This window comes from Chloroflexus sp. (assembly GCF_034434295.1).
In the GTDB taxonomy this organism is placed as follows: Bacteria; Chloroflexota; Chloroflexia; order Chloroflexales; family Chloroflexaceae; genus Chloroflexus.
On the sequence record NZ_DAOTZQ010000038.1, the window covers coordinates 1 to 13,254 of the forward strand.

Here is a 13,254-nt window from a genome sequence, read left to right on the forward strand (position 1 = left end):
GGGTCGAATTACTGCGTCTGAAAGCCAGTCAACAGCTCGCAGCCAATCGCGCTGAGAAGGGACAGTTTTTTACCCCTCAAGGTATCGCGCAATTCATGGCTGGACTTTTCACGCACAGACCTGACACCTTACAGGTCCTCGATCCTGGTGCAGGTGTCGGCTCTTTATCAGCGGCTCTGGTTGCAGCAGCCGGCACGTGGCAAACACCACCTACCCGGATCAAGATTACTGCCTACGAAATTGATCCAGTCTTACGAGCATATTTGCAATCAACACTGGAACATTGTTGCCAGCTATGCCGGCAAAAGGATATTGATTTTGATTATGAGATTATCCCAGAAGATTTTATTGAGGCAGGCATCGACATACTTATGAGTAATAAAACCCTTTTTGCTCCACTTAATAAATCTTTCAATACTATTATCATGAATCCTCCATACAAGAAAATTCATAGCAAATCACGCACCCGCCGGCTATTACAAAAAGCCGGCATAGAAACCAGCAATCTATATACCGCTTTTTTCTGGATTGCTATCGAACTACTTGAACCTGACGGAGAAATTGTAGCCATAACCCCGCGAAGTTTCTGCAATGGGCCTTATTTTCTTCCGTTCAGAAAAGCCTTCTTATCTACAATGTCTCTTCAAAGAATTCATGTTTTTGAGCACCGTGATAGAGCTTTCCAGGACGAAGACGTCCTTCAAGAGAATATCATCGTACACGCAGTAAAAGCCCAACAGCGCACCACGATTGCCATCTCTGCCAGCGAGGGGCCTGATGATGCATGGATGTCGATACGAGACGTCACGTTCGATCAGGTGGTAAAACCAGATGATCCAGCACTATGTATTCGGATTGTGCCTGACACCTTGCATCAACACATAGGACAGCATGTAGAGCGGCTTTCAACATCGCTCAGCGAGTTAGGTGTTCAGATTTCAACCGGAAGAGTGGTTGATTTTCGCGTTAGGGAATTTCTCTGTGAAGGAAATGGGGAAGAAAAGGCTCCCCTTATTTATCCAAACAATTTTGTGGCAGGATACATCACATGGCCCGGTAAACCTGGAAAGAAACCAAATGCTATCAACATCCATCCCGCCACAGCGAGTCTGTTACTTCCACGTGGCTGGTATGTTCTGGTTAAGCGCTTTTCTGCAAAAGAAGAAAAGCGTAGATTAGTTGCAGCAGTATATAACCCTGACAGAATTGATGCAGACCTTACGGGATTTGAAAATCACTTGAATTACTATCATCACGATGGTCATGGCTTATCGCCAGCGCTGGCGAAAGGGATTGCAGCGTTCCTCAATTCGACAATCGCAGATGAATATTTCAGACAGTTCAGTGGACATACGCAGGTCAATGCCGCAGATTTACGGAACTTCAGGTATCCAACAAAAGATCAATTGATTGCAATAGGTGAACGTATTGGTGAGACATTCCCACCCCAACAACAACTGGATGATCTCGTGATAGAAAGGCTGGGCATGACCGCAACGAGTCGTGATTTACAGGCCAGACAAAAGATTGAAGAGGCGATGGCCATCCTTCGCGCACTTCAGCTCCCCAGGGCACTGATTAATCAACGCTCTGCTCTCACCTTGCTTGCCCTCTCAAATGTCACACCAGACAGCGACTGGGCAGATGCATCTGCTCCTTTATATGGCATAACAGAAATGATGAATTACTTCCGTGATCAATTTGGTATCACGTATGCACCAAACACGCGCGAAACTGTGCGCCGTCAAACCATTCATCAGTTTGTGCAGATGAATCTCGTCATTCCTAATCCAGATGACCCGGATAGACCTATCAACAGCCCCAAGACACGGTATCAGATGGAATCCAACCTGCTGGCATTAATCACGTCATTTGGGACAGATGCATGGGACAACAAGCTGAGAACCTATCTGGCGACCGCTCAGGGGTTGCACCGCCTGCGCGAAAGGGAACGGTCTCAGGCATTCATTCCTGTGCAACTGCCGGATGGGAGCGAAATCAACATAACGGCAGGAGGACAGAATACGCTCATTAAGCAGATTATCGAGGATTTCTGTCCGCGGTTTACACCGGGGGGAGTTGTCATATACGTGGGCGACGCCGGTGACAAGTTCAAGCTATTTGAGCGAACATATTTTGAACAATTGGGTGTTCATGTGAATGAGCACAGCAAGATGCCAGATGTGATTATCCATGTACCAGATCAAAACTGGCTTGTTCTCATCGAAGCAGTGACCAGTCATGGCCCGATCAATATGAAACGCCATAACGAACTCAAAGATGTGTTTAGAGATAGTAAATCTCCTTTAGTGTTTGTAACAGTATTTCCTACACGAAAAGTAATGAAAAAGTATCTTCAAGAAATCGCCTGGGCAACGGAAGTCTGGATAGCAGAGTCTCCAGGTCATATTATTCATTTTAATGGGGAACGCTTTCTGGGCCCATACGAGTAACATGTTCAGGAAAAGCAAACCCGCGAGCACAGTCATCCGTAGAACCTGTTGCAAAAACATCTGCTAGAAGTTATCTCATGCACGTATAATCGTGACGAGCACACACAGCATCCTCGTGACCAGCAGGGTCAATGGTGAACCACGCTCCGGCTCGTGAGCATGCTGGTGCGGCAGCATGGCTGTCGCACTCCAAACACTGCGACACGCACCTGACGAGCGGGTAAGGCAACCCATCCAGCGCGTGATTGCACTATTGATGATGCCAGCGCTGCTCTATTTCGTACCGGTATAATAGCTATCGTTGGCAATTAGCAAGCGTTCAGGCGCATGTGCGACAGGCTGGAAGCAGACAACAAGCTTTTATGAAATAAGTGCTACTCTGTGTCCGGCATGACTGGCTCGTGAGGTTTGGTAGCCCATAGCATAGCAAATCGGTAACCCTTGTAACGATTCTCTGACTACAATCCCGCAACCCCCTTCGCACCGGTCAGATCACAATCGGTCAGATCAGCATCTGTCAGATCGGCGTCGGTCAAATCGGCATCGGCCAGACTTGCTTCACGCAGGTTCGCACCTTGGAGACTCGCGCCGCGCAGGTTGGCCCCACTCAGGTTCGCACGAGACAGATTGGCCCGCGTGAAGATCGCCCCGCGGAGATTGGCACCACTGAGGTAAATACCGCTAAGGTTCGCCTCGCTGAAATCGGCATTACATAAACTGGCTTCGCCTAAATTGGCTTCGCTGAGATTGGCACCGATAAAGTTTGCCTCATCGAAGGTCGCCTCGCGCAGGTTGGCGTGCATCAGATTGGCATTCGCCAGATTGGCTCCATTGCCGTTGGCACCATTAAGGCTCACCCGAATCAAGATAGCACCACTCAGATTTGCGCCACTCAAATTCACCAGTTGTGCCTCGCGCAGTTGCGCTTCGCTCAGATTGGCCCCAATCATCACCGTATCACGCAAATCAGCACCACTGAGGTTGCAAAGGCTAAGGTTTGCCCCGTACAGATTGGCCCCACTGAAGTCGGCAGCACTTAAATTAGCACCGCGCAGATTGGCCCCAACCAGCGACGCAAATTCCAGGTTCGCCCAGCTCAGATCGGCCTTACGCAAATCAGCATCACTCAAATCAGCACGTACCAGTTGCGCCCAATTCAATCGCGCTTCACGCAGATTGGCCCAGCTCAGATTGGCACCGCCCAACTCACAGACACTCAGATCGGCCCGGTACAGGTTGGCATCGGTGAGGCGGGTACGGCTCAACTGGGCTTCACTTAAGTTGGCATTGCTCAGATTAGCTGCACTCAGGTTCGCACCACTCAAATTCGCCCCCACCAACCACAGTGGGCCAGGGCGGTTAAGCAGATCAAAAATCTGATCAGGAGTCAGGTCGGCCATACGGCCCTCCTTTACACATCAGTTATACGGCAGCGTCGGCGTCTTCGAGACCAGCCAGATCGACGCCGGCGCACCCATTGAACGACAGGCAATCTGTTCTACGGCAAATTCACGACCGGTTTGCCAATGGAGAGCTTCTTGTAATACACCACACTGGATATAACCGATAGGTTCATCGGCCTGCTTCCCAGCCGACATCGAGCAGGTGTAGTCAATATAGGCCCAGGCTTCCCCCCTATCCTCCAACGCTAGCCGGCGATCTTGATTCACGGCTTGACTCAGGCGACGTAAACCGGCTTGCATTGCCGATAACCCCAGTTTCACCTGAGTGGCAAAGGGCAAAACCTTTGATCCAATCAGCGCAGCCGTCCCAAACAAGGCACTCTGGTTTGCGATGGCCAGACGCGCAGTCTGCCGCCCGATCCGCAACGCCATACTACGCGCCGAACGACCGAAAAAATTGATCAGGCCGGCATTGAGCGATGCATAGTGATAAAATGTCAGACCGGTCGTGGCTTTCAGTTGCTCCGGCGGATAATTGCCGATCAGATGGCTTAAGCCGGCTTGTCGTAGTACGACGGCCAGACCGTTGCGCCCGATCACCTCTTCGGCTGCCAGTAATGCCCAACGCATATACGCATCAACCAGTAGTAAATCGGCAACCGGATCGTGGTCGGAGCGGTCGCGGATCTCCATGCCTTCCTCCTCTACACGCCTGTGACCTGCGAATAGGTGTAGGATACCACAGACCGACCGTACATGTTACTGTCGTTGTAATAAACGTATGTGATGAAAAAAGTGGAACGTGAAGAGCAGATTTATTTCTCACAGAAAACACCGGTTGGAGAGGTGTAAACGACATCCTCTGCTCCATCACCTGCATAGATGCGCACCAGGAGCCTGAAGCACAGACAAAGCTCTGAAAAAATCAGAGAGGGGTACATACCCCTCTCTTGCAATCAAACGTGTTCGTGCTGCTTACTCACCCTTGATTTCAGTCCACAAATCATCGAAGGCAGTAGTGCCCTCATTGCGCACCGCCCACTCAAGGCGCTGATACATCGCGTCATCCGGGGCAAAGCCTTGCGCATACAAGTCACGCACCTCGGCGGAAATGAGTGGCAGCGCATCCTTATTCGGTGTCAGATAGCCAACATATTCGGTATTTTGAGCGGCAATTTCCGGTCGCATGAGAAAATTGATGAAGACGTGGGCTGTATAGGCATTGGGTGAGTCCTTCAGGATAACGAGATTATCCATCCAGATCATGCCACCCTCTTTGGGGATCACGAAGGCGATGTTCGGATTACCGCTGAACTCATCACCCAATCCATTGCGCGCCTGCATAGCCGTTCCACTCCAGGCATGCGCCATCACATATTCCTCGCTGGCAAGTTTGCGGTTCACGTCAGAACTGTTATAGGCAGCCAGGTATTGCTTCTGAGCCAGCAGAATATCTTTCACTCGCGCTAGAGCTGTTGGATCGGTGGAATTGAGCGACTGACCGATATAGCGTAGCGCCGCCCCCGGTGTCTCTCGTGCATCGTCGAGCATGCTAAACTTACCGGCAAACTGAGCAATCTGATCGGGTTCAAAGATCGCAGCCCAGCTATCAATGCCGTTCGGGAAGAATTTCGTGTTGTAGGCAATGCCGGTAATGCCATACATGTACGGCACGGAATAGGAATTTCCCTTGTCGAAGTACTGATCAAGCAGGTTTGGATCGATGTGCACCAGATTGGTAAGCAATGACTTGTCTATCGGTGCGGCTAATCCCTCTATCACCATGATCTGCACTGCATAATCCGAGGGAACGACAATATCGTACCCTGAATTACCGGCCCGCACCTTAGCCAGCATGTCTTCATTGCTGTCGTAGGTGTCAACCACGACTTCAACGCCATACTCGGCTTTAAACTGATCGAGAATCGCCGGGTCGATATAATCTGACCAGTTATAGAAGTAGAGCTTATTTGACAATCTGCTGCGATCAACACCATCGCCAGTTGTTTGAGTTGTATCACCACTGCCGGTACCGTATTCGTTACCGGGACTGGTGGTTGCGCCACCACCACCACACGCCGTTAGTACCAGAAGCAACACCAGCGTCATCAAGCGAAGCATCTGCATCCTCAACCTCCCTCACGACTGTGTATCCAGACCTATCGTCGCCGCTGTAAGAGTTGCGACAGTGCGACCAGCACCATTGATAACAGTAGCATCAGGGTAGAAATAGCATTGATTTCTGGCGTCACTGCTCGTCGCACACGGTTATACACTTCCACCGGTAGGAGGGAAGTTCCTGGCCCGGAGAGAAACAGCGAAATGATGAAGTCGTCGAGCGAGAGGGTGAAGGCCAGCAAAGCACCACCAACGATACCGGGCAAGATGAGCGGAAAGGTAATGCGCCAGAAAATGTTCCAGTTATCGGCACCTAGATCGGCTGCTGCTTCTTCGAGCCGACGGTCGAAATTTTTGAGGCTGGTACGCACGACAACCACAACAAACGAGATGCTGAAGGCGATGTGGCCAATCGTTACTGTGGTGAGATTACGCCGCAGCGTCTCGCCGGTCATCATTTTAATCAGATCAAAGGCGATTGCCGAGAAAGCCAGCAAGGCTACTGCCATCACGATTTCGGGCACCACAATCGGGAGATAAATCAAGCCTTCCATCGCCCCTCGTCCCCGAAACCGGTAGCGCTCCATCGCCATCGCCAGCAAGGTGCCAATGATCGTTGACGCAACCGTTGACACACTGGCCACCACTAATGTATTCCAGGCGGCTCCCATCATACGTGGATTGTTGAACAGGCGGATATACCAATCAAGCGTAAAGCCTGTCCAACGCACGCCAAACTCATCACGGGTGAAGGAAAAGATAACCAGAATGACAATCGGTGCATACAGGAACAGATAGACCAGAATTGAGAAGATTGTCAATCCCACACCGCTCCACGTCAGGCGCCCCTCGGCAAATGCACCGCGGGCGCGGGTCAGGGTGGTTGAAGCGGGTGCTGTCTCGATCATCGCTCTTCCTCCGTTGTTGCGCGGAAGTACATCATTATCAGCACCAGCAGCACGATCATCATCAATACAGCCATTGCTGAGCCGAGTGGCCAGTTAATCGGGTTGGCCCGCAGGAAGAGCCGCTGAATCAGATTACCCAGGTAGTCGACCTTGGCCCCACCGAGGAGTTCAGAGACGACGAACTGACCGAGGGTCGGAATGAACACCAGCACCGACCCAGCCACAATCCCCGGCATCGTCATTGGCAGCATCACGCGCAGAAAAGCCTGTACCTTGTTTGCGCCGAGATCGGCAGCGGCTTCCATCAGCGTGAAATCGAAACGATCAAGTGCGGCATAGAGTGGCAAGACCATAAACGGCAATTCACCGTAGACCAGGCCGAGGAGCGTGGCACCTTCGTTGTTGAGCAAAGGGAGGCGACCAACGCCGATGATTTCAAGGAAGCCGTTGATGATCCCATTGTTGGCCAGAATAATCTGCCAGGCATAGATACGCACCAGAAAGTTGGTCCAAAATGGGATCAGAATCAGCATCAGCAAAGGCATACGCCATTGTTGTGGACTGCGGGCAATAAAGAGCGCCAACGGATAGCCGATCAACAGGCAAATCACCGTCGTCAGGACACTAGTCCAGATCGAGCGCCAGTAGGCGTTGACGTACAGGCTCTGCGTGAAGATCGTAATGTAGTTATCGAGCGTTGGTTGATAGACAACCCGCCCCAATGCATCGTTGGTCATAAAGCTGTAGACAAGAATAATGACCAACGGCAACGCGAAGAAGAGCAAGAGCCAGAGCAGACCAGGAGAGAGCAGCAACAAGAGCCGGACACGGTCGCGACGCTGTTGTTGCTGTTGAAGCATGGTCATCGCGCCCTCCTATTCACTGAGCACCAATGCATTGTCGGGTGGGCAGACAATGACGGCGGCTTCACCCGGCTGCCAGTATTCATCACGGTCAAGCGTCGAGCGCGTATTTTGTTCCCAGATGTCAATCGTGCGGCGCTCGTTAATGCGAACCGTAATCCGCGTATCACTACCGATATAATTGACACTCATCACCGTACCGGCCAGACCATCCATCGGCAACTCACTGTTGGCAGCCAGTAAACGTACTTTTTCGGGCCGGATCGAATAGGTGACCGCTGTCCCTTCACTCAATGGACGAGAGGCCAGGCCACGAAAGCGTAAGCCCTCTGGCGTCTCTAACACTGTGTAATTGCCATCACGCCCGATCACTACGCCATCGATAAAGTTAGTCTCACCGATAAAGTCGGCAACGAAACGACAATTCGGCCGCTCGTAGATCTCGGTTGGTGTTCCCACTTGCAGAATTTTGCCCTTGTTCATGACCGCAATGCGATCCGACATCGTCAAGGCCTCTTCCTGGTCGTGGGTTACAAACACGAAGGTGATCCCAACCCGGGCCTGAAGACTCTTCAACTCAAGTTGCATCTCTTTCCGCAGTTTTTGGTCAAGCGCACCGAGCGGCTCATCAAGCAACAAGACTTCGGGATGGTTGACGAGCGCGCGCGCCAGCGCAACCCGCTGTTGTTGACCACCGGAAAGCTGACGCGGTCGCCGTTCTTCCAGGCCGGTCAGGCGCACCAGTTCGAGCGCTTCCCGAACACGATGGGCAATCTCGGCCTTTGGCGTTTTGCGCATTTCGAGGCCAAAGGCAACGTTTTGCGCAACGGTCATGTGTGGGAAGAGGGCATACGATTGAAACACCGTATTCACCGGTCGCAGGTGTGGTGGCGTAATACCCATTTCACGACCGTGAATAAGGATACTGCCAGCGGTTGGCAATTCAAACCCGGCGATCATGCGCAGACTCGATGTCTTGCCACAACCGCTTGGCCCCAGCAAAGAGAAAAACTCGCCGTCACGAATTTGCAGATTAACGTGATCGACGGCCACGACATCGCCAAATCGTTTGACAACGTCACGGAGTTCAATTGCGATCGAGTCGCTCACCTGAACACTCCTGCCAACTGGTTGAACCCCAGTTATGAGTAACGCGAATTACGGTACGACGGTTAATAAGACCCCATCGCACATCGCAACATTTCACTCCCCACATTAGCCAGGATCATTCACCGGCATCGTGGCCTGCTGGCATCACACTGTGCTTTTGTTTGAAAGGTAGTATACCACAACCTTCCGGCGCAATTTTGCATCGTCCTGCACAGATTTATATGGATGATATTCAGTAGATATGACTGTCTCGATCTTATTTCGGGCACCAGTGAAAGGTGGTCAAATCATTTTCATCCCAATGGAGCACGAGCTTTAACCTGTGCACATAATTTCCCCTCTGGTTCACCATCCAATCTGATCACTTGCACAAATACGTAGTCCCTGTTCGCGGTACGATCTCTGTCTCAGTACCACCTGGCAGAACCACACCACGATCGCGACCATCGCAGCACGATTCAGAGACGAGACTCACATAATGTCAATAGACATCAAATCGGCGCGAACATAATCAGGAGGGGCAGGCATGCAGCCTGCCCCTCCCGGTGTCGGGCTATACAGCCCTGTGTGCCTATCCTCCAGCCACGTTATGGCGCAACAAAACGCCCCTGCCACGTCTTAATCTGGGCAATTGTATCCTGTGCCCGCAGATACGAGAGACGCGGACTCCAGTCGGGATTGAGAATGGCGAATGCCGCCTGTTCATGGTTCGGGTTCCCCTGCTCACCCCAGAGCACGGCAAAATTGATGTTCCAGAGGAACATATTGCCAACGAACGGATAATTCTCGTAAACTCGCAGCATCGCCGAGCGAATGTATTCCGCCTGCTGCTCTGGAGTCACGTAATTACCAAATTCGTACCCCGGCGTGTTGTTTGGCGTTGCCCAGCCGTACTCGGTAATCCAGATCTCCTTATCGCCCATCCCATACTGCTCCATCCACTTCCGCACATTCTCGACATGCCGGAAATAGTGCGCCTCGTGGTCGTTCCAGCAGCGATCAGGTGCCGGTTGACAACCGGGAATGTAGCTCGGATTGTCGGGCCAGAGAGTATCGGGCGGATTAGCCGCGCCACCCGGATGGACCGCCTGAATATCGAAGTAATTGCGTACTTCACCGTTGTTGTAGGTATACATCAGGCGGTAGAACTCCTGGTCGGAAAGGGCAATCGCCGGGTTAGTCACACCACTCGATGACGAAGCGGCTGCCAGCACTAGCGCGTCTGGATTGAGCGACTTAATGCGCGTGTAGGCTGCTTTCAGAATCTCAACATAGTGCCCGACATCTTCCGGCACAATCTCGCCACCATTCTCAACCGCCAGGTTTGGTTCATTCCAAATCTCATAGGCATGAATCTTGTCACCGTAGCGGCGTACCATTTGCTCCAGGAAATTGGCCAGTGTCTCAGGATCATCGGGCAAACCATTGGTCGCGTTGTACGCGGTCGGTGAACGTACCACATTCACCAGCAACTTGATCCCAGATCGATCAACCGCCTCAACGATGCGATCCAGCTCATCCCAACCGTAGATACCCTTTACCGGGTCTTCGATATCCATCCAGACCACTTGCTGGCGGAACCAATCAAAACCGGCATTATTCGCCAGTTGCAAGACACGGTCGCGGTCGGTGTAATAGAGGTGACCAACGATACCGAACTCCAGATAATCAGGGTTAATCGGTACAGGGGTCGGCTCAACCGCTACCGGTGTTGGCTCAGACGGTACCGCAGTCGGCTCAACCGGTGCAGTCGTCGGTACTGCTGTGGGTGGCGTCGAAGTATCAGGAGTAGACACCACTGCTGCCGTTGGCACATTACTTACCGGTGGTGTTGCCGGTTGACCACCACACGCGGCCAACAGCGCTGCCACAATCATCAAACAAAGGATCAGAGCCGGCCAGCGCCGGATACGATGCATCTTCCATCTCCGAGTCATACGAATACTTCCTTCTCACACGTTGGCGAGCAATATAACCCGGTGGGTCATACCGCTCGCCTGCTCTTCGCTAATCTTTGGGCATTGCCTGGATGGCAAACCACGCCGGACGGGGGCTCCAGTCACCATTGATCACCCCAAACGATGCCTGTTCGTGCAACTCATTGCCCTGTGCACGCCACGGCACAGCAAAGTTCAGGTTCCAGAGGAACATTGCCCCCACCCATGGCGCATACTCGCGACGCCCAATTTGGAACGCACGCACAATCCACTCGGCCTGTTGATCGAACGAGATCGAATTACCATACTCATAACCTGGTGTATTATTGCGGGTTGCCCAGCCGAATTCGGTAATCCAGATTTGCTTGTCGCCCAGGCCATTTTCTACCAGCACGTTACGAATATCTTCAATACGGCGGAAGTAGAATTCACGGCTTGTACGCCACTGCGGGCCAGGACCAGGACGGTCAGGCCAGAGGGTATCAGGCGGATTGTAATGGCCACCGGGATGTACACCAATGGCATCGACATTGGCCCGAAACTTGGGATTAGAGGCCATCGAGCGCATATACGATGTATCGCTCAGTGCGATATTGGGGTTGTTCGTCTCGGTGCTGGTTGGTGCACCACTGACGACAATAGCCATCGGATCGTTGGCTTTGATCGCCTTGTACGCAACCTCAAGGAGATCAACATAGTAGCTTGCATCGGCTACCCGGCCACCCACACCGCCATCGCGGGCACAATCACCGCCATTTTCGCACGCCCGATTCTGCTCGTTCCAGATCTGATACGCCTGAACTCGCCCTTTGTAACGCTTTGCCATCTCGCCGACAAAATAGGCGAAATCCTTGAAGTTTTCGCGCCGGGGCATACCGTTACTGCCGTTTGCCGTTGCCCAACTGGGTGCGGCAACAATGCTCAGTAACAGATTCACCCCTTGACGATTCGCATCGGCCACAATATCGTCAAGTTCGGCCCAATAGATGGCACCTGAACGGTCGTGCAGATCCATCCAGCGCACTTGTTGTCGAATCCAGAAGACACCCGCATCACGGCTCATTTGCAAGACACGGTTGCGATCTTGCCAGGCTGTCCCCTGTCCGTAGAGGTGTGCATTGAAGCCATAAATGAATTGCCGCGGCAATGATTGATCGGATGACCGGTAATTAAATGCCGGATTTGTGCGGTGTCGCAAATCGCGATACTCATTACCCAGCAAGCCGAGCAGAATACGATAGCGGGGGTCCGGTTCATCGGGATGCCACTCCATGCGCTGCCGCTCGAAGTACTGCACCCAGTAGATTTCACCGGTGGCCTGATTGCGCTCCTGGAACTGCTCGGAGAGCGGATAACCGAAGACCTCAAGACCACCGTTGTTGAGCCAGAATGTGCGGAACGGTGCCGGGCTATCGCGTAAGGTATGGCCGGTCTCAGCAAACCACGTACCATCACCGGGATTGGCGACCCGCTGGAACGGAGGTTCATTCTCACGGCCTTCAACTAACCGCCGACCAAGCAAACGGCCCAGGATATAGTACCGGTTATTTTGCTGACCAAAGTTTTCAGGATGCTCTTCGAGAATAGCCCGCTCAAAATACTGTACCCGGTAAAACTTACCCGGCTCAGTAAAGCTCTCTTCGATAAACGGTTCCGAAATGGGATATCCCAATACAAATAGCGCATTTGGCGTATTTTTCCAGGTCTCCAGGAACCAGTTCACCGCACTATGGCCGGTCTCAGGAAAATAGCGCGCCTGATACGGCGGATACGTATCGGGCACACCGCCCTGCGCTGCACCGGGTCGTGGCCAGGCCAGCAATGAAACGGATAGCACCAGTAAGCCCAGTACAGCAAAGATCCGTCGTGTCATGCAACAACTCCCTCACTTACTGCGTTCACCATTGAATCACTACTACATGTCATAACCGCTACCGTAGCGAGACTTACATAGCGCATAGCTGATGAATGGCTGATATGTGGCTTAGAAACGATTTGGCAACTGATACAATTGCTCAAGCAGCCCGGCAGATTATACCCGTCGCTGTGAGTGGGAGTCAAATGAGGCAACACAATGCTACGAAAGCAGACCGGTCAGCCAGCAGGCCGAAAGCCCACCTTGCGACACTGAAGCTCAGGTGGGTTTGAGCCGGCGAGAAATCTCTCATCATAACCCCAGTTGCTACCTTTATCACCACAGAGGCACGGACGACACAGAGGATGGTCATAACCCGAGTTGTTACGTTGAGGCGTGACGTAGAACGTCTATAAGAACTGGCTGCTACCAAATCGTTCATGCAGTTACGGCGCATGGTGTTGTGCGTAGTGTCTTGCTATTCATCCTGGTAGTCTGCCTCACGTGACCTGCTTACAGCGCAGGTCGCAACCCGGGTTATCATAATACAGTGCATGATTGCCGAGGCCATCAACCTTATTGATCAGTCCCTTCACAGCGTTTTCCT

9 protein-coding genes are annotated in these 13,254 nt (G+C 52.2%); 1 reads left to right on the forward strand and 8 read right to left on the reverse strand.

What is annotated here, in order from left to right; all coding sequences use genetic code 11:
• The coding region (locus tag VAE57_RS05590; RefSeq protein WP_322820907.1) for a BsuBI/PstI family type II restriction endonuclease at positions 1-2,453 on the forward strand (2,453 nt) is incomplete at its 5' end.
• A gap of 458 nt (positions 2,454-2,911) precedes the next feature.
• On the opposite strand, the gene VAE57_RS05595 is transcribed toward VAE57_RS05590, so the two are convergent.
• The 8 genes from VAE57_RS05595 to VAE57_RS05630 form a co-directional block, all read right to left on the reverse strand.
• Complete coding sequence (locus tag VAE57_RS05595; protein WP_322820908.1) at positions 2,912-3,853, reverse strand: pentapeptide repeat-containing protein; 942 nt, start codon at positions 3,851-3,853, stop codon at positions 2,912-2,914.
• 18 nt (positions 3,854-3,871) lie between these two features.
• The gene (locus VAE57_RS05600) at positions 3,872-4,549 is read right to left on the reverse strand and encodes a 4-vinyl reductase (RefSeq protein WP_322820909.1); all 678 of its coding nucleotides are present in this window, start codon (positions 4,547-4,549) and stop codon (positions 3,872-3,874) included.
• A gap of 282 nt (positions 4,550-4,831) precedes the next feature.
• Positions 4,832-5,983 carry a spermidine/putrescine ABC transporter substrate-binding protein gene (locus tag VAE57_RS05605; protein WP_322820910.1) on the reverse strand — a complete coding sequence of 384 codons (1,152 nt, stop codon included), beginning with the start codon at positions 5,981-5,983 and terminating at the stop codon, positions 4,832-4,834.
• A 32-nt stretch (positions 5,984-6,015) separates the two neighbouring features.
• Complete coding sequence (locus tag VAE57_RS05610) at positions 6,016-6,882, reverse strand: ABC transporter permease (protein ID WP_322820911.1); 867 nt, start codon at positions 6,880-6,882, stop codon at positions 6,016-6,018.
• Positions 6,879-7,748: an ABC transporter permease gene (locus VAE57_RS05615; RefSeq protein ID WP_012257554.1), complete on the reverse strand. Its 870-nt coding sequence runs from the start codon at positions 7,746-7,748 to the stop codon at positions 6,879-6,881. Before VAE57_RS05615 ends, VAE57_RS05610 begins: the two co-directional genes overlap by 4 nt.
• Positions 7,749-7,757: 9 nt before the next feature.
• Positions 7,758-8,855, reverse strand: coding sequence for an ABC transporter ATP-binding protein (locus VAE57_RS05620; protein ID WP_322820912.1), 1,098 nt, complete (start codon positions 8,853-8,855; stop codon positions 7,758-7,760).
• Positions 8,856-9,442: 587 nt separating this feature from the next.
• Complete coding sequence (locus tag VAE57_RS05625) at positions 9,443-10,774, reverse strand: cellulase family glycosylhydrolase (protein WP_322820940.1); 1,332 nt, start codon at positions 10,772-10,774, stop codon at positions 9,443-9,445.
• 88 nt (positions 10,775-10,862) lie between these two features.
• On the reverse strand, positions 10,863-12,665 hold the full coding sequence (locus tag VAE57_RS05630) for a hypothetical protein (RefSeq protein ID WP_322820913.1): 1,803 nt from the start codon (positions 12,663-12,665) through the stop codon (positions 10,863-10,865).
• Between the last annotated feature and the right edge of the window lie 589 nt (positions 12,666-13,254).

Excerpts from the sequence above, each read along its gene's own strand:
- VAE57_RS05595 (WP_322820908.1), bottom strand. The coding sequence starts at position 3,853 with ATGGCCGACCTGACTCCTGATCAGATTTTTGATCTGCTTAACCGCCCT.
- VAE57_RS05600 (WP_322820909.1), bottom strand. The coding sequence starts at position 4,549 with ATGGAGATCCGCGACCGCTCCGACCACGATCCGGTTGCCGATTTACTA.
- VAE57_RS05605 (WP_322820910.1), bottom strand. The coding sequence starts at position 5,983 with ATGCAGATGCTTCGCTTGATGACGCTGGTGTTGCTTCTGGTACTAACG.
- VAE57_RS05610 (WP_322820911.1), bottom strand. The coding sequence starts at position 6,882 with ATGATCGAGACAGCACCCGCTTCAACCACCCTGACCCGCGCCCGCGGT.
- VAE57_RS05615 (WP_012257554.1), bottom strand. The coding sequence starts at position 7,748 with ATGACCATGCTTCAACAGCAACAACAGCGTCGCGACCGTGTCCGGCTC.
- VAE57_RS05625 (WP_322820940.1), bottom strand. The coding sequence starts at position 10,774 with ATGCATCGTATCCGGCGCTGGCCGGCTCTGATCCTTTGTTTGATGATT.
- VAE57_RS05630 (WP_322820913.1), bottom strand. The coding sequence starts at position 12,665 with ATGACACGACGGATCTTTGCTGTACTGGGCTTACTGGTGCTATCCGTT.